Below are 21,833 nucleotides of genomic sequence, written 5' to 3'. Positions count from 1 at the left end.
CTCAGAATTGAAGGCCCGGCGAAACGCTCGCGGGCATCAGCAGTTGTGCGCTTTCCACCGAGGCCATCGGCCATGCGCAGTAGTCGGCTGCGTAGTACGCGCTCGGACGGTGATTGCCCGAGCGGCCCGGACCGCCGAACGGCGCGCCGCTCGACGCGCCGTTGGTGGGCCGGTTCCAGTTGACGATGCCCGCGCGGATCTCGCGCGAGAAGCGCTGCCAGAGCGCGGCATCGTCGGCGAGCAGACCGGCCGAAAGACCGTAGGCGGTGTTGTTGGCCTGGGCGATGGCGTCGTCGAAACCGGCGTAGCGCACGATCTGCGCGAGCGGGCCGAAGTGCTCCTCGTCGGGCAGATCGGCCACGCCGGTCACGTCGAGAATGCCGGGCGTGACGAAGCCGAGCGCCGGGTCGCGCTGCGTCATCGGCAGCAACGCCTTCGCGCCGCGTTCGAGCAGCATGGCTTGCGCTTCCATCAGCTTGCCCGCCGCTCGCGCCGAGATCACCGCGCCCATGAACGGTTGCGGATCGGCGTCGTACTCGCCCACCGCGATGCGCGACGACACCTCGACGAAGCGCGCCAGAAAGCGCTCGCCGAACCCATCGGACGGTACGAGAATGCGGCGCGCGCAGGTGCAGCGCTGCCCCGCCGACAGAAACGCCGACTGGATCGCGTGATGCACGGCGGCATCGACGTCGTCGACAGGCGCGACGACGAGCGGATTGTTACCGCCCATCTCCAGCGCGAGCACGATCTCGGGCCGGCCACCGAACTGGCGATGCAGATGCGTGCCGGTGTTCGAGCTGCCGGTGAAAAACAGCCCGTCGATCTGGCGATGATTCGCGAGCGCCACGCCGGTATCGCGCTCGCCCTGCACGAGGTTCATCACGCCCGCGGGCAGTCCGGCGTCGCGCCAGATTTCGACCGTCACGCGCGCAACATCGGGCGCGAGTTCAGAAGGCTTGAACACGACCGTGTTGCCGGCGATCAGCGCGGGCACGATATGGCCGTTGGGCAGATGGCCCGGAAAGTTGTACGGACCGAACACGGCCACCACGCCATGCGGACGATGACGCAGCACGGCCACGCCGTCGGCCATGTCGCTGCGCTTTTCGCCGGTGCGCTCGTGGTAGGCGGTGATCGAGATCGCGACCTTGGCCGCCATCGACGCCGCTTCGGTGCGCGCCTCCCAGAGCGGCTTGCCGGTTTCGCGGCCGATGGCCTGGGCGAGCTGCTCCTTGCGTTCGGTGACGAGCGCCGCGAAGCGCTTGACGATCTCGCAGCGCGCCTCGAACGGCAGATTCGACCACGCCGGGAAGGCACGGCGCGCGGCGCTCACCGCGCGCTCGACGTCGCCCTCGTTGGCGGCGTTGCCGCTCCACACGATCGCGCCCGTGCCCGGATTGCGCGACGCAAACGCGGCGCCCGAGGCCGCGCACCATTGCCCATCGATGAAAAGCTCGTTCATGACTCGTCCTGTTATTTTGCTCGCGCGTGCTGCCTGTTCACGTTCACGCGCCCTGACGCCGCGCGGCGCCCAGCACGCGCACCGGCTCGCCTTCGCGCACGCCGAGCGCGGCCGCTTCCTGCGCGCTCAGCGTGAACGCGCCGTCGCTGACGACACCCGGCGCGAAACCCACGCGAAAATCCGCGAGCGAGGTGTTCGAGACCAGCGAGCGCACGCCCTCTTCGGCCGTCTGCGCGCCGATGCGCACGGGCACCACCACACTCTCGCGCACCGTGCGCAAATCGGCGATATGGCATTCGAGCACGGGGCCCGCATCGAAAATATCGACGTGATTCTCGTAGCGCAGCCCTTCGCCTTCGAGCATGCGGCGCGCGGGCACCGTGTCCGCGTGCGTGAGGCCCACGCACGCCTGCGCCTCCTCGGGCAGCAGTTCGACGTAGACGGGGTAGCGCGGCATCAGCTCGGCGAGAAACGCCTTGCGGCCATGCGAACTCAGATAATCGGCGGCATTGAAATCGATCTGATAGAAGTGCGAACCGACCGCGCGCCAGAACGGCGAGGTGCCTTCGTCGTCGAAATGGCCGCGCAATTCGGCGCAGATGCGTTCCGGAAAACGCTCGCGGAACTGCGCGATGAACATGAAGCGCGAGCGCGACAGCAACCCGCCCATGCCGCCCGTGCGATGGCGCGGCGAGAGGAACAGCGAGCACACTTCCGCATAACCGGTGAGGTCGTGCGAGATGTTGAGCGCGCGCATGCGCGTCCAGATGCCGAGGTCCTGGCTCGCGTGCACCACCGTGCTCACGCGATAGTTGTAGAACGGCTGCGTGAGGCCCACGGCCGCTTCGATGCCGCAGACGCCCGCCACGTCGCCGCTCGCGGTGTCTTCCATCACGAAGAAGTAGCCCGCCTCGGCCGGCGCGGCTTCGCCCGCGAGCGTGCGCCGCGTGCGCTCGATGCGCGCGGCCAGCGCCTCGCGGTCGGGCTTGAAGGTCGTGAGACCGGGGCCGGTTTCCTGGGCCAACGCGACGAGCGCGTCCACATCGCCCGTCTGCACGACGCGTACCACGATCATTGCGCTTCTCCCATCGAATTGTCGTTGTCGGGCGTCTCGCGATACAGCGGCGCGCAGCGCACGCGCGCGCCGTCCTGCACGTTCAGCGCCGCGCGCGTGGCGGCGTCGAGCGGCGCGTCGGCGACGAGGGCCAGCGGTGCGTGTGGCGCATGCGGCGCGTACGTCGACGCTTCCTGCACCGGCAGCGTGGCGAGCACGCAGCGGAACTCTCCGCCTTGCTGGCTGGCGACCAGATAGGTTTCAGAAACTTCTGCGTTCGCGGATGCGCTTTCCCGCACCACGCGCGTCGCGTTGCCCGCGACCGACGCCGTGCGATCGACCTGCGCCGTGAGCACCGGGCCCGCGTCGAAGATATCGACGTAACGGTCGGGCTCGAACCCTTCTTCGAGATGAATCTCGTACGCGAGCAGCGCACGCGGATCGGGCTCGCCGAGCACGCGCTGCGCCGCTTCCGGCAACAGCGGCACGTAAAGCGGATACGCGGGCATCACTTCGGCGATGAAGGTGCGGCTTCTGCCGCCCGAGGCCATTTCGATGTCCTTGAAATCGCGCCCGAAGAACTTGCGGCCCACCGCTTCCCAGAACGGCGAGGCGCCCGCGTCGTCGGTCACGCCGAGCAGCAGCGAGAACACCTCGGGCGTGAAACGGCGGCGGTTCATCGCCACGTACATCATGCGCGCGCGCGACATCAAATGCGCCGCCGCGTCGCCGCGCAGGGCGGGATCGATATAGAAGCCCGCGAGGCGGCTCTTGCCCGTGAGTTCGTGCGACATCGTGAGCGCGTGAATCTTGCGGTTCACGTGCAGCTCGCGCGAGGCGTGGATCAGCGCGTCGTTGCGGAACGCGTAGAACGGCTCCGAGTAGCCCGCCGCCGCGATCAGGCTCGACGTGCCGACGAGCCGGCCCGTCGCCGAATCTTCGAGCACGAAGAGATAGAACTCCTCGCCCGGAAAGTCGACGTCCGCGCGAAACGAATCCTCGGACAGCGCGATGCGCGCTTCCAGCGCCGCGCGGTCGTGCGGCAGCGAATGCAGCACGGGCTGCGCGGTGCGGGCCATGTGCGCGATCGCGTCGAGATCGGCAAGCCTGGCGGGGCGAACGAATAGCATCGTCGGTCCTGTTATCGAGAATGAACGCCGGTCAGCGCGCGCCGACCACGTCTTCGAACGCCTGTTCGAGGCGCGCGAAGCCCTCGTCCAGATCGGCCGCCGGCATGATCAGCGAAGGCGCGAAGCGCAGCACGTCCGGGCCCGCGATCAGCATCATCACGCCGCGGTTCGCCGCCGCGCCGTTGAAGTCCTTCGCGCGGCCCGCGAAACGTGCGTTCAGTTCGGCGCCGATCAGCAGACCCTGGCCGCGCACTTCCTTGAACACGTCGAAGCGCGCGTTCAAGTGCGCGAGCTTCGCGCGGATCGTCTCGCCGCGTGCGCGCACGCCCGCCAGCACCGCCGGGTCGCTGATCAGCTCGACGACCTTGTGCGCGATGGCCGCGCCGAGCGGATTGCCGCCGTAGGTCGTGCCGTGCACGCCCACCTTGAAGTGCGCCGCGATGGCTTCGGTCGTGAGCATCGCGCCGATCGGGAAACCGTTGCCGAGCGCCTTCGCCGTGGTCAGGATGTCGGGCGTCACGCCGGTCTGCTCGTAGGCGTAGAAGGTGCCCGTGCGGCCCACGCCGGTTTGCACTTCGTCGAAAATCAGCAGCGCGCCGTGCGCGTCGCAGGCCTCGCGCAGCGCGCGCAGGAAGGCCGGATCGGCGGGAATCACGCCGCCTTCGCCCTGCACCGGCTCGACGATCACGGCGCAGGTTTGCGGGCCGATCGCGCGCTTGGCGGCGTCGATGTCGTTGTACGGCAGATGGATGATGCCTTGCGGAATCGGGCCGAAGCCTTCCGAATATTTCGGCTGGCCGCCCACGCTCACCGTGAAGAAGGTGCGGCCGTGGAACGACTGCGTGAACGAGACGATCTCGGCCTTCTGCTCGCCGTGGCGGTCGAAGGCGACGCGGCGCGCGAGCTTGAGCGCGGCTTCGTTGGCTTCCGCGCCCGAGTTGGCGAAGAACGCGCGATCGGCGAACGTCAGCGATTCGAGCTTCTTCGCGAGGCGCAGCACCGGCTCGTTGGTGTAGCCGTTGCCGATGTGCCAGAGCTTGCCGCCCTGCTCGTGCAGCACCTTGAGCAGTTCCGGATGCGCGTGGCCGAGCGAGGTCACGGCGATACCGCAGGCGAAGTCGATGTAATCGCGCCCGGCGGTGTCCCACACGCGCGAGCCTTCGCCGCGGTCGGGCACGAACGGCGCGGGCGAGAAGCACGGCACCATCACTTCGTCGAAGGTCTGGCGGCTCACAGTCTGGTCGTTCATGGCGAATCCTTGTGGTCTCGAATCGGGTGCCGATTCAGGTTCTCGATTCAGGCTCGTGCCGCGCAAGGCGCGATTAGGGTACGAACCGGATGCTAATGGGCTCAATCGAGCGAGTATCGGTTGCAGTGTAGGCAACCGCGCTGCAAACGTCTTGCGCAGGCGCGACGCGTTTTTTCGTCAGCGGCGGCGCGGCGGGGTTTTCCGTCCCGAATGAGCCATTTTCGTGCGCCGGGTCAGGCGAGCGCGCCCGCTTCCACGACGGCTCGATCACGCTTCAATCGCGCTTCAATCGCGCTTCAATCGCGCTTCAATCGCGCTTCAATCACGCTCGGGCGGCTCCACCAGCGCCCCGGCGCGCGGCTCGGGATTCGCGCCGCCGTGCTGGCGCTCGATCCAGTTGCGGCGATCCTCGCGCGGCGTCACGCCGAAGCGCTCGCGATACGCGTTCGAAAAATGCGCCGCCGATGAAAACCCGCACGCGAGGCTGATCTGCACCACCGACTTGCTGGTGCGCTGCAACTGCGAGCGCGCCTTCGCGAGCCGCAGGCCGAGGTAGTACTTCGACGGCATCGCGTTCAGATACTGCCGGAACAGGCGTTCGAGCTGACGGCGCGAGACGCCCACGTGCCCGGCGATCTCGTCGGTCGTGAGCGGATCCTCGATGTTCGCTTCCATCAGCATGAGCGCGTCGTTCAGGCGCGGATGGCGCTCGCCGGGCGCGGTCACGAACGGAATGCGCTGACGCTCGTCGCCGCCGCGCAGCGTGCTCGCGCCCATCGCGTCGGCGATGCGGTCCACGAGTTCGGGGCCGTGCTCGCGACCGATCATCGCCAGCATGAAGTCGAGCGTCGCCTGGCCGCCCGCGCAGGTCGCGCGATCGCGGTCGATCTCGTAGAGATGCTGCGTGACGATGGTGCGCTCGAACTGCTCGGCGAACTGCTGGTACGTCTCCCAGTTCACGGCCACGCGATAGCCCTGCAACTGCCCGGCCATCGCGAGCCACCAGACGCCGTGATGAATGCCGGTGACGAGCGGCGTGCGCGGCCCGAGGCGCGCGAGGCTCGCGAGAAACAGGCGATAGTCGGCGAACTGCTGATAGCGCTCGGTCACGACGATCAGCCAGTCGCACGCGAGCGCGTCGCCGAAGGTGCCGTCGGCGGGCCACTGCGCGCCGCCCGCGAGCGGCACGGGCCGGCCGTTCCACGAGTACATCTGCCAGCGGTAGAGCGCGCGGCCGTCGATCTCGTTGGCGAGATTGAGCGCGTCGACGATCGGGCCCACGCCCGACATCGACACCGGCGGCAGCGCGACGATCGCCACCTGCGTCGTGCGGTTCGCGCGCGCGACGGCTGGCGTGGTCGATGCCACCGAAGCGGCGGATGCGTTCCCTTCCTGGTTCATGCGCGAAGACGCCGTGCGTCGCTTATTTCAGACTGCCCGACAGAAACTGGCGCAGGCGCTCGCTCTTCGGCGCGCCGAGCACGTCGGCGGGCGCGCCCTGCTCCTCGGTGCGGCCCTGATGCAGAAACATCACGTGATTCGACACATTGCGCGCGAAACCCATTTCGTGCGTCACGACGATCATCGTGCGGCCTTCCTCGGCGAGCTTCTGCATCACCTTGAGCACTTCGCCGACGAGTTCGGGATCGAGCGCCGACGTCGGTTCGTCGAACAGCATCACGTCCGGATGCATGGCGAGCGCGCGCGCGATCGCCACGCGCTGCTGCTGGCCGCCCGACAGATGCGAGGGATACTGCTTTTCCACGCGCGGCGCGAGCCCGACTTTCTCCAGATACTCGCGCGCGCGCTCCTCGGCTTCCTTGCGCGGCACGCCGAGCACGTGCAGCGGCGCTTCCATCACGTTCTCGATCACGTTCATGTGCGACCAGAGATTGAAGTGCTGGAACACCATCGCGAGCTTGGTGCGGATGCGCTGAAGCTGCTTGTGATCGGCCACTTCGAGGCCGCCGTCACGGGCCGCTTTCGTGCGCACCGTTTCGCCATCGACGACGATCTCGCCCGCGTTCGGCTTCTCCAGGAAATTGATGCAGCGCAGGAACGTGCTTTTGCCCGAGCCGCTCGCGCCGATGATGCTGATCACGTCGCCCTTCTTCGCGTCGAGCGAGACGCCCTTGAGCACTTCGTTGTCGCCGTAACGCTTGTGGATGTCGCGCGCGATCAGCTTGCTCCCGCCCGCAGGCGTCGTTTGCATCGTCTGAGCCAAGATGGTCTCCAAAAAAATGTCGCGTCAGTGCGAGGCGATTCAGCGCGTGCGCACGGCCAGATGGCCGAGCCAGCGTTTTTCCGCGCGGCGGAACAGCGCCACCAGCACGCACGATACCGCACAGTAGATCAGCGCCGCGAGGCCGAACGACTCGAACGAGCGATACGTGGCCGAGTTGGCGTCGCGCGCCACCTTGAGCAGATCGGGCACCGTGGCCGTGAACGCGACCGTGGTGGCGTGCAGCATCAGGATCACTTCGTTACTGTACAGCGGCAGCGCGCGGCGCAGCGCCGAAGGCAGAACGATGCGCCAGTACATCGTGAACGGGCTCATGCCGTAGGCGCGCGCCGCTTCCACTTCGCCGTGCGAGGTCGCGCGGATCGCGCCCGCGAAAATCTCGGTGGTGTACGCGCAGGTGTTGAGCGCGAACGCGAGGATCGCGCAGTTCAGACCGCTGCGGAAGAACGCGTCGAGAAGCGGCTCGCTGCGCACGAAGGCGAGACTGTACACGCCCGTGTAGATCAGCAGAAGCTGCACGTAGAGCGGCGTGCCGCGAAACACGTAGGTGTAGAAGCGCACCGGCATCGACAGCCAGCGCCGCTGCGAAACGCGCGCGACCGAGAGCGGCACCGCGCATACGAAGCCGAACGCCACCGACACCACGAGCAGCCAGAGCGTCATGGCGAGGCCGGAGACGTGCTCACCGTCCCAGTAGAGAAACGCGCGGCCGAATTGCTGAAGGATTTCGTTCATCGCTTGTGCCCTTGCGGTGTCAGAGTTGCGCGTGGCGCACGCCGGCCGAGTAGCGGCGTTCCAGCCAGATCAGCGCGAAGTTCGAAATCGTCGTGATCGCGAGATAGATGAGCGCGGCGATCAGCAGGAAGAAGAACAGGTTGAAGGTGCTGCGGCCCGCGTCCTGGGCGGCCTTCACGACATCGGCGAGACCGATGATCGACACCAGCGCCGTCGCTTTCACGAGCACCTGCCAGTTGTTGCCGATGCCCGGCAGCGCGAAGCGCATCATCTGCGGAAACAGGATGCGGGCGAACACGCGCGCGCCGCTCATGCCGTAGGCGTAGCCCGCTTCGAGCTGGCCGCGCGGCACGGCGAGAAACGCGCCGCGAAAGGTCTCGGTGAAATACGCGCCGTAAATGAAGCCGAGCGTGAGCACACCCGCCACGAACGGATCGATGTCGATCTGCGCCATGCCGAGCGCGTCGGTGGCCTCGTTCACGCCGATCTGGATGCTGTAGAACAGCAGCAGCATCAGCACGAGATCGGGCACCGAACGGATCAGCGTGGTGTAGGCCGTCGCGCAGGCCGCGAGCGGCCGGTTGAACGAGAGCTTGGCCGCCGCGCCCGCGAGGCCGAGCAGCACGGCCACGCCCAGCGACAGCAGCGAGAGTTCGATCGTCTGGATCGTGCCGGCGAGCAGCACCGGACCAAAGCCGTAAAGCATCACGCGCGTCTCCGGGGAAGTCGTGGTCGAGATGCCGGGCGCGAAAAAAGCCCGGGAAGTGGCGCGGATCGTCGCAGCGCCAAATTGTTTGCTCAAACGCGCCCGGCGCGCGTGTTGCATTGCAACAATTCGTGTCGGCGCAGACCGCCGGGCCCGGCGCAACGGCGTTTCGCCCGCACTGTCAGGGCGCGATGCTTTTGAAAGCTGCAAAGACAACGCCCCGCCAGGCGCAAGCCCGCGGGGCGTTTTGACAAGTTTCGGGTCGCTTTTTCGATAGACGGCGCGATGCCGCGGATGTCAGGCGCCGACGCGAGGCGGCGGTCGAGCCCGCCCTCCTCAGTCGATCCCCAACTGCGCGCGGATCGCGGGCAGCATGTACTGGACCGCCGCGCGGCCCTCGGCGATGGCCGGTCCGGCGCGATGAAAGTCGAAAATCCCCATGCCGCCGAGGCGCGGCTGGATCAGCACATCGGCGGGCTCGCCTGCGAGACGGCTGCGCGTGATGCGCACCTGCATGATGTCGATGCTTTGCGCGATCGAGCTGAGCATCGACGGCACCCGCGCCGAAGGCGGCGGCGCCACGCGCACGTCCGGACCGCCCGCCCCGCCCGGCCCCGACGGTTGCAGCCAGCCCGGAAAACGCTTGCCGTTCTTGCGCATCAAGGGCGCCGGGTCGGCCGCGCCGGTGATACCACTCGCGCCGGTCACGTCGCCCGCCGCTTCGCCCGCTTCCGGCAACACGCCGTCGGTCACGGCGCGGCGCGCGGCGCCCGGCACCGCGCGCGGCACCGTGTCGATCGCGCCGCCCAGATCGCGGCCATTGAGAATGTCGTGATTGAGATCGATGGCGATCACCGTGTCGGCGCGCATCGCGCGCGCGGCGGACACCGGCACCGGATTGCTGAGGCCGCCGTCGACGAGCCAGACGCCGTCGTGCCAGATCGGCGTGAAGATGCCCGGAATCGCAATCGAGGCGCGCACCGCGTCGACCACGCCGCCCTCGCGCAGCCAGACCTCGCGGCCCGTGTCGAGTTCGGTCGCGACCGCCGCGAACGGCATTTTCAGGTCGTCGATCGCGCGGCCGTTGAACTGCTTCGCGAACAGGTCGATGACCTTGCGCCCGCCCAGCAGCCCGCCCGAAAAGCGCAGATCGAGCAGCCGCACCACGGTCTGCCACGTGAGCTTGCCGACCCAGTCCTCCAGCCAGTCCAGATCGCCATTGGCATAGACCGCGCCCACCAGCGCGCCGATCGAGGTGCCGCAGACCACATCGGGCCGGATGCCCGCTTCCTCCAGCGCGCGGATCGCGCCGATATGCGCCCAGCCGCGCGCCGCCCCGCCGCCCAGCACGAGCCCCACGCGGCGGGCGCGTCGTCGTTGCGTCACCATGCCCGTCTCCCGCGTGCCTGTTGCCTGTCTTGTTTCAGAGTCATGGCGTTTTGTCTGTGTTTTGCGCCGATTCGTTCAATGTCCGCGCTTAGTGTCCACCTTAGTGTCCACCTTAGTGTCCACCTTAGTGCCCACCTTAGTGTCCACGTATCACGTCCGAGCGCGATGTCGTCGAGACATGGCCGTCCGGGCCGAAATGCACGTTGAAATACGCCTCCGGCGTCACGCCGCCCTCGTACCATTTCCAGCTCCAGACGGTCTCCTGCTTGAGCCGGTAGGCGGCTATCTGCCCCGGTTTGCCGAGCAGCGCGCGCACCTCGTCCTGACTCATGCCGATACGCACCTTCGCGAAGTTTTCCGCCGTGAGCGCCTGGGTGATGGCCACGAGCCGTCCGTTCGGGCCGATGTCGACCATGAAGGTCTTGAGGCCCTGCGGGCCGCGCGGATATTCGAGGCGGCGCGAGCCGTCGTCGAACAGGCGCTCGGTCTCCGGCTTGCCCATCTGCTCGCGCACCTGCTCGAGCGTGGACACGCCGGGCGTGAGGCCCTTGAGCAGCAGCGCGTCGGGCTTCACCGAATCGAAGAAGGTCTTGAAGCTCTGGCGGAGCGAATCGAGCATGGCGTCGAACTGGCGGTCGTCGCAGCCGGCGAGCGTGAACGCCGCCAGCGCGGCGCACGCAGCGGTGAGCGTCCGCGTGGATCTGAATGGGGAAGGCATGTTCGGGTACGGCATCAACATGGGCTTGCGCGTGCGCGGCCCCGAGGCCCGGCGCACGCCGGATAGCCACAATGTACCGTCAATGACGCCGGTCGTGTCCCGAAGCCCGCTTCGAAGGTTCGGCAACGCGCGCAACGGCGCGCAGCCCGACGCGCTCCGGCGCGCCGCCGTGCAGCGCGCGGCGCGTGCGCACGATCTCGGCGGCCTGCCAGGAAATCAGCGCGATCACGCCGAACACCACTTCGCGCATGCGCTTGACGAGCGCGAGCGAGAACGCCACGTCCTGACTCACGCCGAACAGTTGCGCGAGCAGCACCACGGCGACTTCCTGCACGCCGAGGCCCGCGGGCACCATGAAGGCGGCGTGGCGCACCGCCTGGGTGATGGCTTCGATGGCGAGCGCGTCGCCGACCGAGACCGGATGGCCGAGCAGCGAGAGCGCCCACCAGGTTTCGAACGCGCCCAGCATGTAGCCGCCAAGCTGCCAGAAGAACGCGCGGAACATCAGGCCCGTGCGCGACATCAGCGCATCGAGATCGGCGTCGAGCCGCTGGCCGTCGATGCCCAGCTTCTGCCACGTTGCTTCGCCGAACAGACGCGCGGCCCAGCGCTCGATCGCATGGAACACGCCGCCGCGACGCAGCAGCACGATCGCGAGCACGGGCAGCGGCGCGCTCAGCACGAGCGCGAGCGCGATCGTGACGATGGTGCGCAACGAGCCGCCGTCGCCGGTCGCCGCGACGATCAGCACCACGCCGAGCGCCGAAAACGCGTACTGCACGGCGATCGTCACGAAGACCTCGACGATCACCGACGCCGTGACCTCGCTCGCCTCGTGCGGCTCGCGCAATTTCCAGCGCGCAAGGCGAATGCCGACCAGCTCGCCGCCCACGCCCACGACGGGCAGCAGGCGGTTGACGGCTTCGCGCACCGTGGCGACCCACCAGAGGAAGGCAAGCGGCGCGCGCCGGTCGAGCAGCAGACGCCACGCGTGCGCGTCGAGCAGCAGCGGCAGCGCATGGAACGGCACGAGCCAGAGCAGCACCGGACCCGCCGCGCCGATCACGCGCATCACGTCATGCGCGCCGTCGTGAACCACGAGGCCGATCAGGATCGCGATCCCGACCGGCAAACCCAGCCATTGAAGCCACTTCATGATGACGCCCGACCCTCCGCCAGCCCGGCGCGCGGCCGCGTCGCTGCGTGAACATCATGACCGTCGCGACCATCGCCGCCATCGAAAAACACGTCGGTGAAGCCGCCGTGACGCACGCCCGCACGCGCGAGCGCGGCGGCCACGCGCGGCGAGACCAGCGCGGCGAGTTCATCGGCGTGGCGATAGCGTTGCATCGACGCGGTGATCGGCCCCTCGCCCACCGCCGGCGCTTCGGCCGGGTGGCAGTAGATTTCGCCGACGCCCTGCGCAGGCAGGCGCGCGATCGCATCGAGCAGCACGGCTTCGTCCATCGCGCCCGTGTTCGCGATGCCCACCACGTAATCGTTATGCGCGATGCCCGCCCGTGCGAGGCGCGCGCGCACGAGCGCGAGCCACGGCTTGAGCGCGGCGGGCGCGCCCGCTTCCAGCGGCAGACGCACCGCGCGCAAACCATACTCGCGGCCGATCGACAGGATCAGCGAAAGCACCGTGGGATGCAGATGGAAATGCTTGTGCGTGTTCACGTGATCGAGCGCGAGGCCCGTCGCCGCGAACGCCTCGAACTGCGCGCGGATTTCGAGCGCGAGCTGCGCACGCACGTGCGGCAGGAAGAAGAAGCGAAAGCCGTCGCGCACCATGTTGTCGCCGAACCGGCCTTGCGCGTCGACGAGCGCGGGAATGCGCGCGCGCGGCAGCATCGACGCGCCGTCGGCCAGCACGAGATGCAGCCCCACGCGCAGCGTCGGCAGGCGTTGCGCGCGCGCCACCGCGTCGGCCGCGGCGGGCGCGGCCACCATCAGGCTCGCGGCATTGAGCACGCCGTCGCGATGCGCGCGCTCCACCGCCGCGTTGACCCGCTCGTGCAGGCCGAAGTCGTCGGCGGTGAAAATCAGCGCGCGCGCGGGCGGCTGCATCATGCCTCGTGGGCGCGCAGGAAGCGGAAGAACTCCACGCCTTCGCGCAGACGGCGCTTCATCATGTCCCAGCTCGTCAGCATTTCGCGGACGATTTCCCAGATCTTCGACGGCCGGAAATAGAACTGGCGATAGAACTGTTCGAGGTGGTGATAGATCTCCTCGCGCGACAGATGCGCATAGCCGATCGCCGCGAGCTGCACGCCTTCCTTGCTCACCAGATTGATGGTCTTGTTCTCTTCCATCCAGCCGTTTTCGACGGCCTGCTTGTAGAGCGTCGTGCCCGGATACGGCGCGGCGAGCGAGACCTGGATCGTGTGCGGATTGATTTCCTTCGCGTACTCGATGGTCTTCCTGATGGTCTCCTGCGTCTCGCCCGGCAGACCCAGAATGAAGGTGCCGTGAATCTTGATGCCGAGGCTCTTGCAGTCCGCGCTGAAACGGCGCGCGAAGTCGGTGCGCACTCCCTTCTTGATGTTCACGAGAATCTGGTCGTCGCCCGACTCGAAGCCCACGAGCAGCAGGCGCAGGCCGTTTTCCTTCATGACCTTGAGCGTCTTGTACGGCACGTTGGCCTTCGCGTTGCACGACCACGTCATGCCGAGCTTGCCGAGGCCGATGGCGATGGCTTCGGCGCGCGGCAGGTCGTCGGTGAAGGTGTCGTCGTCGAACATCAGCTCTTTCACTTCGGGCATGTTGTCGCGAATCCACTTCGCTTCGGCGATCACGTTCTCGACCGAGCGCGTGCGATAGCGATGGCCGCTGACCGTCTGCGGCCACAGGCAGAACGTGCAGCGCGACTTGCAGCCGCGCCCCGTGTAGATCGACACGTACGGGTAGTTCAGATAGCCGATGAAGTAGTTGTCGATCTTCAGGTCGCGCTTGTAAATGGGCGCGACGAACGGCAGCTCGTCCATGTTTTCGAGGATCGGGCGCGCTTCGTTGTGCTCGATCGAGCCGTCCTTCGCGCGCCAGCTCAAGCCCTTGATCTCGGGGAAAGGCTTGCCTTCGGCGATTTCCTTGCAGGTGTAGTCGAATTCCTCGCGGCAGACGAAGTCGATGGCGTCGGACGCCGTGAGCGAGTTGTGCGGATCGACCATCACCTTCGCGCCGACCATGCCGACCAGCAGCGACGGCTTGCGCTTCTTGAGGTCCTCGGCGAACAGCGCGTCGGTCGGAAACGAAGGCGTGCTCGTATGGATGATCACGAGGTCGTAATCCATCGCGATCTTGAGCGTTTCCTCCACGCCGATACCGTCGGCGGGCGCGTCGAGCACGCGGCTCTGCGGCACCAGCGCCGCGGGTTGCGCGAGCCAGGTCGGATACCAGAACGAGCGGATCTCGCGCTTCGCCTGATAGCGCGAACCTGCGCCGCCATCGAAGCCGTCATACGACGGGGCCTGCAAAAACAGCGTTTTCATGAGATGAATGCTCCGGCAATCCTTGAGTCAATTGTGCTTGAAAGCGTGCGCGCGCGAACGCCGGTTCCAGCCGGCGTCGCGCGCGATGAGTGGTGCGTATGCGTGTTCTGTTCAGCGCCATCCGTGTCCATCAGCGCCCATCCGTGACCTCGACGACCGCGCGCCGCCGCGACGCGCTCACACGCGGCTCGCGCGCAGTGGACACGGTCGGCGTGACAAGCGTGTGTCCGGGCCCGGCCGCCTCGCCCGTTTCGGGATTGGCCACCGGCACGCGCACGCCGCGCCAGACCACATGCGAGCCGAACACGGCCGCGAGCCACTGCAAGAGCAGCAACGCGTCGCGCAGCGGCACAAGCGGCAAATCGCGCCAGAACACGCGCCAGCCGCCGCTGCTGCGCGCATGCAACGCTATGCGCGCGATGATACCGCCGACCGTGCTGGTCGCCAGCGCGGCCATCGCCGCCCGCGCGCCGGCGCACAGCGCGACGCCGCTGCCGCGAACCGGCAGCAGACCCGCGAGCAGCGCATAACCGAGCGCGCCCGCGACGAGCCACGGAAACGTGAACGTGATGAACAGCGAGGCGAAGCCCGCCGGATTCACCGAGCGGATCGTGCGCAGCCAGCGCGTTTCGCGCAGCCACAGCGTGCGCAAGGTCGGCTCGATCACGTCGGTCGCGACGAGCACGGGCGCGAGCACCGTCGCGAGGCCGTGATCGCGCGCGAAACGGGCCAGCAGATAGTCGTCGGCGAGACAGTCCTTGAGCGCCGCGAAGCCGCCGATGCGCTCGAGCGTCGTGCGCGAAAGCGCCAGCGTGGCGCCGAAACCGAAGGCGCGCGAGCCCGTCGAGTGCGCGACGCGCACCGACGGCGCAAACCATTCGTTGATGAACAGCGCGCCGAGGCGCGGCCAGAAGCCGCCGACGCTGCGTGCGCGATAGAGGCAGGTCACCACGCCGACGCGCGGATCGGCGAGCGGCGCGGTGACGATGTCGAGATAGTCCGGCTCGACGGCGATGTCGCTGTCGGCCACGATCAGCAGGTCGTGACGCGCGTGCGCCGCCATATTGATCAGGTTGCTGACCTTGAGGTTGCTGCCGTGCACGCTCGCGTCGATCACGAGCATGATGTCGTGGCCCGGATACGCGGCCTGTAGCCGCTGCACCACGGCGATGGCCGGATCGTTCGCCGACGACACGCCAAAGATCAGTTGATAACGCGGATGACGCTGCTCGCAGAAGGTCGCGAGGTTCTCGTAGAGACGCGGCTCGGCGCCGCACAGCGGCTTGAGCACGCTCACCGGCGTGGCCGCGCGGGCGCGCGCGAGACGCGCGGCGAGGCGCACCTGCGTGGCGGAGCCGTGGCGCGGCATCGTCAACGCGGCGCTGATGGCGTAGAACGTGGCGGCGCAGCACAACGCCACCAGCAGCCACCACGCGAACGGCCATGCGGAAAAGAGCGAACCCGTCATGCGAACGCGCCTCGCCCGTCAGTCAGGCGGACGCCGCATGGCGCGAATGCGCACACGACGGCCCGGCATACCGCACCGTCCAGATCAAATGTCTTGCCTGGAACCATTTGCCCTACCCCGAAATTCATCAAAAAACAAACGCGCATCGTATCTGCACTACATATTGATCGCCATAAACGTAACGGGCGACGTCATTTTTAGTGACCCAGCGCAAATTTAAATGATGATTTGATTAAACGACGCCTGAAAACTTGATGCGCATCGCGCGAGTTTCGCAATCTGCGCCCTGATTCGGCGCAAAAATTGTAGCAGCAACGTCCTCAAACAACCTTCCAGTCTTCGCAAAAATCCTTCTCAAAGATGAAAAGATCGGAAAGGTCCGCGATTATTCCAACAGCGAATCTTTTCCACCGACAATATTGCTGTAATTGAAAAAATTCGGTAAGCATATCGCAATGCTTCTTTAACACAATTGAATTAGAGGTTGTAAAGTCGGAATAAACAAGAATTATTCTGATTCAATTAAACCACCATGGCGAGCGATGGAACCCACGCCGCCCGCATGGATTCCTGGCGGCCGTCAGCAGGTTCCGGAGCGCTTTGGCACAATGGCCGCACCTTGCGCGGGCCTTGCCGCCGCGCCTCATGAATTCCGGAGCGCCACGATCCCCATGATTCCCTTCTCCGTCCTCGACCTGTCGCCGGTGCCCGCCGGCTCGAACGCCGGCGCCGCGCTGCGCAACACGCTCGACCTCGCCCAGCACGCCGAGCGCTGGGGCTACCACCGCTACTGGCTCGCCGAGCACCACAACATGACCGGGATCGCCAGCGCGGCCACCTCGGTCGTGATCGGCTACGTGGCGGGCGGCACCCAGACGATCCGCGTGGGTTCGGGCGGCATCATGCTGCCCAACCACGCGCCGCTTCTGATCGCCGAGCAGTTCGGCACGCTCGAAGCGCTCTATCCGGGCCGTATCGACCTCGGTCTTGGCCGCGCGCCCGGCACCGACCAGACCACGGCGCGCGCGCTGCGCCGCGATCTGCAAGCCAGCGCCGAAGCGTTCCCCGACGACGTCGCCGAATTGCAGCGCCTGTTCGGCGAGCCCGTCGAAGGCCAGCGCGTGCGTGCGGTGCCGGGCGCGGGCCTGCACGTACCGCTCTATATCCTCGGCTCCAGCCTGTTCGGTGCGCAGCTCGCCGCCGCGATGGGTCTGCCGTTCGCGTTCGCCTCGCACTTCGCGCCCGATCATCTGCTCACGGCGCTGCGTCTGTATCGCTCGCAGTTCCGCCCGTCGGCGACGCTCGCGAAACCGCACGCGATGGTCGGCGTCAACGTGATCGGCGCCGAAAGCAACGACGAAGCGCGTCTGCTGTTCACCTCGCTGCAGCAGCAGTTCGTGAATCTGCGGCGCGGCACGCCGGGGCAGTTGCCGCCGCCGGTCGAGCAGATCGCCGCCAACGATTACGAACTCGCCGGCGTGGCGCATTCGCTCGCCTGCTCCGTGATCGGCGATCGCGAAACGGTGCGCGCGGGACTCGCGTCGGTGATCGAGCAGACCCAGGCCGACGAGTTGATCGTCACCGCGCAGATCTACGATCACGCGAAGCGTTTGCGTTCGTTCGAGATCACCGCCGAGGTGCGCGCGGAGATGGCGGCGGGCTGATCGAAGTCGCGCGGCGAGTTGGCCGCTTAAGGAGAAAAGGAGAAAACGGGCGCTCGATGCGCCCGTTTTTTATTGCCGGTCCGGCGCCCCGCCCGCATGCACGCCCACCGACCAGGCAAGCGGCTTGCTTCCCGCTCTAAGGCCGCGCGCGCACACCGGATTCGCACTACCCGCTTTTCGGTGCTAGAACATTCAATGCGCGGTCACAAAACGGACATCGCGGAACCCGGCGGACCTGGCGAACCCTCGCCGAGACCGGCCCGCGACACATCACAGAGAAACCGGGGGCACAACAAGGAGACGTCCATGGAAACTCCGGCAAGCCTCAACGATCTGCAACGCACCACGCTCGCCATCGTGCTCGCGGGCGGTCGCGGCACGCGCCTCGGTCCGCTCACGAACAAGCGCGTGAAGCCCGCCGTCTACTTCGGCGGCAAGTACCGCATCATCGATTTCGCGCTGTCGAACTGCCTGAATTCGGGCATCCGCCGCATCGCCGTGGTCACGCAGTACAAGGCGCACTCGCTGCTGCGGCATCTGCAGCGCGGCTGGGGCTTCCTGCGCGGCGAATTCAACGAGTTTCTCGATCTGTGGCCCGCGCAGCAGCGCGTCGAGGGCGCGCACTGGTATCGCGGCACCGCCGACGCCGTCTACCAGAATCTCGACATCATCCGCTCGATCTCGCCGAAATACGTGGTCGTGCTGGCCGGCGACCACATCTACAAGATGGATTACACGCGCATGGTCGCGGACCATGCCGCGAGCGGCGCGGACTGCACCGTGGGCTGCATCGAAGTGCCGCGTCTGGAAGCGCGCGCGTTCGGCGTGATGGCCGTCGACGAACAGCGCCGCGTCACGGGCTTCGTCGAAAAACCCGACGATCCGCCCGCGATGCCGGGCCGCCCCGACATCGCGCTCGCGAGCATGGGCATCTACGTGTTCGACACCGCTTATCTCTTCAAGCTGCTCGAGGAAAACATCTCCGCGAGCGCCACCGACCACGACTTCGGCAAGGACATCATTCCGCGCGTGGTCAGCGACGGCGTCGCCATCGCGCATCCGTTCAGCATGTCCTGCGTGACCTCGGACCCGAGCGCCGAGCCGTACTGGCGCGACGTCGGCACCGTGGACGCCTACTGGTCCGCCAACCTCGACCTCGCCTCGACCATCCCGGCGCTCGACCTTTACGACCGCAACTGGCCGATCTGGACGTATCAGGAGCAATTGCCGCCCGCCAAGTTCGTGCGCGACCTGAACGGGCTGCAAGGCTCGGGCACGAACCTGATCGTCTGCGGCGGCAGCGTGATCTCCGGCTCGCAGATTTCGCGCTCGGTGCTGTCGTCGAATGTGGTCGTGAAGTCGTTCTGCAACATTGCCGAGGCAGTCTTGTTACCGCAGGTCGAAGTGGGCGCGAGCTGCCGGCTGCGCAAGGTCGTGGTGGACCGCGGCTGCGTGATTCCCGATGGACTCGTGATCGGCGAAGACCCGGTGCGCGACGGCGAGCGCTTCTACCGCACCGAGAACGGCATCGTGCTGGTCACGCGCGAGGCGCTCGACAAGCTTGGCGCGGGAGGGTGACGCGGCGCGCAACACCGCGTAGCACAACGCAGCACCGCGCAACACGTTCGCGAACGTATCGCACCGAACGCCGCCCCGGTTCGCCGCCGCGCGGCGAGAACCGCAGCGCCCCCAAGGCTCAATCGAGGACCTCAGCCCGATGACGATCCGTGTTCTGCATGTCGCCAGTGAACTCTATCCGCTCCTGAAAACCGGCGGTCTCGCCGATGTGACCGCCGCCCTGCCCGCCGCGCTGATCGAACAAGGCGCTGACGCGCGCGTGCTGTTGCCCGGCTTCCCGGGCGTCGCCGCCGATCTCGCCGACCTGCGCCCGGTCGCGCGGCTCGAACGCAGCTTCGGCGCGCCCGAGGCCTCGCTCGAACTCGGGCGTCTGCCGGGCAGCGGCGTGCCCGTCTACATGATTCGCGCCGATGCGTTCTACGCGCGCCCCGGCAATCCCTATCTCGACGCCGAACACGTGCCCTATGGCGACAACGCCGAGCGTTTCGCGCTGCTCGGCTGGGCCGCCGCGCAACTCGCGCTGCATCTCGACGCGAACTGGACGCCGCATATCGTGCACGCGCACGACTGGCATGCGGGCCTCGCAGGCGCTTATCTGCGCGCCGCCGCCCGCGAGCGAGGCGCGGGCAGCCACGGCGCGCGGCCGCCCGCACGCAGCGTGTTCACGATCCACAACCTCGCCTATCAAGGCATTTTTCCGGCACAGCAGTTCGACGCGCTGGGCCTGCCTGCCGACTTCTTCGACATGCACGGCGTCGAGTTTTACGGTCAGCTTTCATTTCTCAAAGCCGGACTCTATTACGCCGACAAGATCACCACCGTGAGCCCGAGCTACGCGCGCGAAATCCAGACCGTGGCGCAAGGCGGCGGCCTCGAAGCACTGCTCAAGGGACGCGCGCACGACCTCGTCGGCATCCTGAACGGCGTCGATTACGCGGTGTGGAGTCCGGCCGGCGACGCCGCCATCGCCGCGCGTTACTCGGCCACGCGCATGAGCGGCAAGCTGCGCTGCAAATCGGCGCTACAGCAGCGCTTCGGTCTGGCCTCGAAGCACGACGCGCCCGTGTTCGCCGTGGTGAGCCGCCTCACCGAGCAAAAGGGCCTCGACCTGCTGCTCGCGGCGCTGCCCGAAATCGTCTCGCGCGGCGGCCAGCTCGTCGTGCTCGGCACCGGCGACGCGAGTCTCGAACAGGGCTTCACGCGCGCGGCGCGTCAGCATCCGGAGTCGGTAGCGGTCGAACTCGGCTTCGACGAAACGCTCGCGCACGAGATCGTCGCGGGCGCGGACGTGATGATGGTGCCGTCGCGCTTCGAGCCGTGCGGGCTCACGCAGCTTTACGCGCTCGCCTATGGCGCGCTGCCGCTCGTGCATCGCGTGGGCGGACTCGCCGATACGGTCGTGGACGCCTCGCTCGAAAATCTCGCCGACGGTCTCGCCACCGGCTTCGTGTTCGAGCGCTTCGAACCGGACGCGCTCACCGCCGCGATCCGCCGCGCCTTCGCGCTCTACGCACGCAGCCGCGACTGGCGCGAGACGCGCGCGCGCGGCATGCATCAGGACTTCGGCTGGGCGGCGTCGGCGCAACGCTATATGGCGCTTTACCGCGAGCTGGCCGACTCGGTCTGACGACGATCGCCCTGACGAGTCAGCGTGGCAACTCCGCGTGACAACTCAGCCTGACGACAAACCGCCGCGCTCGACGATGCCTCGCGACGGCGGCGCGCAACACCGCGCCCGTCGCGCGCACGCGATGATCGACCCGGGGTAGCGAATTCGGTTATCGTTGCTGCACCGCATGCATCGCGCGCCGCCGCCTGGCGTCTCCGTGCCCCGCGCTTTGCGCGTCATACGGACACCCTCCTTCAAACAGGCCGCCACGCGCAGGACCGAACCGTTGCGCACCGGCCGACAGCCACGTTATGACCGACACACTCGACCGAAGCACCCGCCCGAAACCCAACGGACCGGCCATGAAAAATGTCCTGAGCATCCAGTCGCACGTCGTGTTCGGCCATGCGGGCAATAGCGCGGCGGTGTTTCCCATGCGACGGCTCGGCGTCAACGTGTGGCCGCTCAACACCGTGCAGTTTTCGAATCACACGCAGTACGGCCACTGGACCGGCAGCGCGATCGACGCGGAGCAGATGGTCGATCTCGTCGACGGCATCGGCGCGATCGGCATGCTGCCGCGCTGCGATGCCGTGCTCTCCGGCTACCTCGGCGCGCCCGAACAGGCGCAGGCCGTGATCGACGTGGTGCGCGCCGTGAAGGCGGCCAATCCGCAGGCGCGCTATTTCTGCGATCCGGTGATGGGCACGCTCAACGCGACCGGCAACGGCTGCAAGGTCGAGCCCGGCATCCAGGAGTTTCTCGTCACGCACATGCCCGCCGTGGCCGACGCGATGATGCCCAATCACAGCGAGTTGCAGCGACTCGTCGGCCGCGAGCTGGAGACCGCCGAAGAAGCCGTCGCCGCCTGCCGCGAACTGATCGCGCGCGGCCCGAAGCTGATCCTCGTGAAGCATCTGCTCGACCGCAACAGTCCCGCCGACACCTTCAACATGCTGGTGGTCAGCGAGCGTGAAGCGTGGCTCGCGCAGCGGCCGCTCTATCCGTTCGCGCGGCAGCCGGTCGGCGTCGGCGACATCACGAGCGCGATTTTCGTGGCGCGTCTGATGCTCGGCGACTCGCTGCGCCGCGCCTTCGAGCACACGCTCGCGGCGGTCAACGCGGTCGTGCGCACGACCTACGACGCCGGTCGCTACGAGCTGGAAATCGTGGCCGCGCAGGACCAGATCGCCCGCCCGCGCGAATGGTTCGACGCCTGGACCGTCGAGCCGGCCTGAGTCCGTTCGCGCCGTCTTCGAGCGCTCGCGCGGTCAGGGTCCGCGGCAATGTAAAAGACGGCGCGAGCGTCGGGCCTCAGTCATCGGGCATATAATG

The 21,833-nt window shown here is 67.3% G+C and carries 18 protein-coding genes; 4 read left to right on the top strand and 14 right to left on the bottom strand.

Annotation, left to right across the window (positions count from 1 at the left end; all coding sequences use genetic code 11):
• Position 1: 1 nt before the first annotated feature.
• The 14 genes from astD to hpnI all read right to left on the bottom strand — a co-directional run bounded on the left by astD (position 2) and on the right by hpnI (position 15,647).
• Entirely contained in the window at positions 2-1,465 is a 1,464-nt protein-coding gene (gene astD / locus SB764_RS17615; RefSeq protein WP_410864189.1) for a succinylglutamate-semialdehyde dehydrogenase, read from the bottom strand.
• Positions 1,466-1,508: 43 nt separating this feature from the next.
• Positions 1,509-2,540 (bottom strand): arginine N-succinyltransferase, encoded by a 1,032-nt coding sequence (gene astA, locus SB764_RS17610; protein ID WP_065061193.1) that lies wholly within the window; start codon positions 2,538-2,540, stop codon positions 1,509-1,511.
• Positions 2,537-3,649, bottom strand: coding sequence for an arginine/ornithine succinyltransferase subunit alpha (gene aruF / locus SB764_RS17605; RefSeq protein ID WP_074986333.1), 1,113 nt, complete (start codon positions 3,647-3,649; stop codon positions 2,537-2,539). The genes astA and aruF overlap by 4 nt, the downstream gene beginning before the upstream one ends.
• Before the next feature lie 31 nt (positions 3,650-3,680).
• A complete protein-coding gene (locus SB764_RS17600) occupies positions 3,681-4,898 on the bottom strand; it encodes an aspartate aminotransferase family protein (RefSeq protein ID WP_074986335.1) in 1,218 nt (405 codons plus the stop codon).
• Between the two features lie 318 nt (positions 4,899-5,216).
• Positions 5,217-6,188: a GlxA family transcriptional regulator gene (locus SB764_RS17595; RefSeq protein WP_231957618.1), complete on the bottom strand. Its 972-nt coding sequence runs from the start codon at positions 6,186-6,188 to the stop codon at positions 5,217-5,219.
• Between the two features lie 133 nt (positions 6,189-6,321).
• Positions 6,322-7,110 (bottom strand): ABC transporter ATP-binding protein, encoded by a 789-nt coding sequence (locus tag SB764_RS17590; RefSeq protein ID WP_183714573.1) that lies wholly within the window; start codon positions 7,108-7,110, stop codon positions 6,322-6,324.
• 51 nt (positions 7,111-7,161) lie between these two features.
• The gene (locus tag SB764_RS17585) at positions 7,162-7,875 is read right to left on the bottom strand and encodes an ABC transporter permease (RefSeq protein WP_183038225.1); all 714 of its coding nucleotides are present in this window, start codon (positions 7,873-7,875) and stop codon (positions 7,162-7,164) included.
• 19 nt (positions 7,876-7,894) lie between these two features.
• The gene (locus SB764_RS17580; protein WP_065061188.1) at positions 7,895-8,584 is read right to left on the bottom strand and encodes an ABC transporter permease; all 690 of its coding nucleotides are present in this window, start codon (positions 8,582-8,584) and stop codon (positions 7,895-7,897) included.
• Between the two features lie 333 nt (positions 8,585-8,917).
• Complete coding sequence (locus SB764_RS17575) at positions 8,918-9,967, bottom strand: patatin-like phospholipase family protein (protein WP_110329369.1); 1,050 nt, start codon at positions 9,965-9,967, stop codon at positions 8,918-8,920.
• Positions 9,968-10,106: 139 nt separating this feature from the next.
• Positions 10,107-10,688: a hypothetical protein gene (locus SB764_RS17570; RefSeq protein WP_065061244.1), complete on the bottom strand. Its 582-nt coding sequence runs from the start codon at positions 10,686-10,688 to the stop codon at positions 10,107-10,109.
• 79 nt (positions 10,689-10,767) lie between these two features.
• On the bottom strand, positions 10,768-11,847 hold the full coding sequence (locus SB764_RS17565) for a lysylphosphatidylglycerol synthase domain-containing protein (protein WP_065061186.1): 1,080 nt from the start codon (positions 11,845-11,847) through the stop codon (positions 10,768-10,770).
• Entirely contained in the window at positions 11,841-12,761 is a 921-nt protein-coding gene (hpnK, locus tag SB764_RS17560) for a hopanoid biosynthesis-associated protein HpnK (protein ID WP_124260817.1), read from the bottom strand. The genes SB764_RS17565 and hpnK overlap by 7 nt, the downstream gene beginning before the upstream one ends.
• Positions 12,758-14,179, bottom strand: a complete 1,422-nt coding sequence (hpnJ, locus tag SB764_RS17555; RefSeq protein WP_065061184.1) for a hopanoid biosynthesis associated radical SAM protein HpnJ — start codon at positions 14,177-14,179, stop codon at positions 12,758-12,760. Before hpnJ ends, hpnK begins: the two co-directional genes overlap by 4 nt.
• A gap of 130 nt (positions 14,180-14,309) precedes the next feature.
• Positions 14,310-15,647, bottom strand: a complete 1,338-nt coding sequence (gene hpnI, locus SB764_RS17550; protein ID WP_080180552.1) for a bacteriohopanetetrol glucosamine biosynthesis glycosyltransferase HpnI — start codon at positions 15,645-15,647, stop codon at positions 14,310-14,312.
• A 671-nt stretch (positions 15,648-16,318) separates the two neighbouring features.
• On the opposite strand from hpnI, the gene SB764_RS17545 reads away from it, so the two are divergent.
• The 4 genes from SB764_RS17545 to pdxY all read left to right on the top strand — a co-directional run bounded on the left by SB764_RS17545 (position 16,319) and on the right by pdxY (position 21,736).
• On the top strand, positions 16,319-17,311 hold the full coding sequence (locus tag SB764_RS17545) for an LLM class flavin-dependent oxidoreductase (protein ID WP_074986344.1): 993 nt from the start codon (positions 16,319-16,321) through the stop codon (positions 17,309-17,311).
• A gap of 306 nt (positions 17,312-17,617) precedes the next feature.
• Positions 17,618-18,889: a glucose-1-phosphate adenylyltransferase gene (gene glgC, locus SB764_RS17540; protein ID WP_065061182.1), complete on the top strand. Its 1,272-nt coding sequence runs from the start codon at positions 17,618-17,620 to the stop codon at positions 18,887-18,889.
• A 139-nt stretch (positions 18,890-19,028) separates the two neighbouring features.
• On the top strand, positions 19,029-20,516 hold the full coding sequence (glgA, locus tag SB764_RS17535) for a glycogen synthase GlgA (RefSeq protein ID WP_110329361.1): 1,488 nt from the start codon (positions 19,029-19,031) through the stop codon (positions 20,514-20,516).
• 344 nt (positions 20,517-20,860) lie between these two features.
• Positions 20,861-21,736 (top strand): pyridoxal kinase PdxY, encoded by an 876-nt coding sequence (pdxY, locus tag SB764_RS17530; protein ID WP_065061180.1) that lies wholly within the window; start codon positions 20,861-20,863, stop codon positions 21,734-21,736.
• The last annotated feature ends 97 nt before the right edge of the window (positions 21,737-21,833 follow it).

This window comes from Paraburkholderia sp. SIMBA_027, assembly GCF_046535315.1.
Lineage (GTDB): Bacteria > Pseudomonadota > Gammaproteobacteria > Burkholderiales > Burkholderiaceae > Paraburkholderia > Paraburkholderia tropica.
The sequence above is the reverse complement of the archived record's forward strand: the minus strand, read 5'-3'. Positions and strand labels throughout refer to the sequence as shown.

Bases quoted from the DNA above. Each gene is read 5' to 3' on its own strand.
- glgC (WP_065061182.1), top strand. From the start codon at position 17,618: ATGGAAACTCCGGCAAGCCTCAACGATCTGCAACGCACCACGCTCGCC.
- hpnK (WP_124260817.1), bottom strand. From the start codon at position 12,761: ATGATGCAGCCGCCCGCGCGCGCGCTGATTTTCACCGCCGACGACTTC.
- SB764_RS17600 (WP_074986335.1), bottom strand. From the start codon at position 4,898: ATGAACGACCAGACTGTGAGCCGCCAGACCTTCGACGAAGTGATGGTG.
- aruF (WP_074986333.1), bottom strand. From the start codon at position 3,649: ATGCTATTCGTTCGCCCCGCCAGGCTTGCCGATCTCGACGCGATCGCG.
- SB764_RS17570 (WP_065061244.1), bottom strand. From the start codon at position 10,688: ATGCCTTCCCCATTCAGATCCACGCGGACGCTCACCGCTGCGTGCGCC.
- SB764_RS17595 (WP_231957618.1), bottom strand. From the start codon at position 6,188: ATGTCGGGCGTGGGCCCGATCGTCGACGCGCTCAATCTCGCCAACGAG.
- SB764_RS17590 (WP_183714573.1), bottom strand. From the start codon at position 7,110: ATGCAAACGACGCCTGCGGGCGGGAGCAAGCTGATCGCGCGCGACATC.
- hpnI (WP_080180552.1), bottom strand. From the start codon at position 15,647: ATGACGGGTTCGCTCTTTTCCGCATGGCCGTTCGCGTGGTGGCTGCTG.
- hpnJ (WP_065061184.1), bottom strand. From the start codon at position 14,179: ATGAAAACGCTGTTTTTGCAGGCCCCGTCGTATGACGGCTTCGATGGC.
- pdxY (WP_065061180.1), top strand. From the start codon at position 20,861: ATGAAAAATGTCCTGAGCATCCAGTCGCACGTCGTGTTCGGCCATGCG.
- astA (WP_065061193.1), bottom strand. From the start codon at position 2,540: ATGATCGTGGTACGCGTCGTGCAGACGGGCGATGTGGACGCGCTCGTC.
- SB764_RS17585 (WP_183038225.1), bottom strand. From the start codon at position 7,875: ATGAACGAAATCCTTCAGCAATTCGGCCGCGCGTTTCTCTACTGGGAC.
- glgA (WP_110329361.1), top strand. From the start codon at position 19,029: ATGACGATCCGTGTTCTGCATGTCGCCAGTGAACTCTATCCGCTCCTG.
- astD (WP_410864189.1), bottom strand. From the start codon at position 1,465: ATGAACGAGCTTTTCATCGATGGGCAATGGTGCGCGGCCTCGGGCGCC.
- SB764_RS17545 (WP_074986344.1), top strand. From the start codon at position 16,319: ATGATTCCCTTCTCCGTCCTCGACCTGTCGCCGGTGCCCGCCGGCTCG.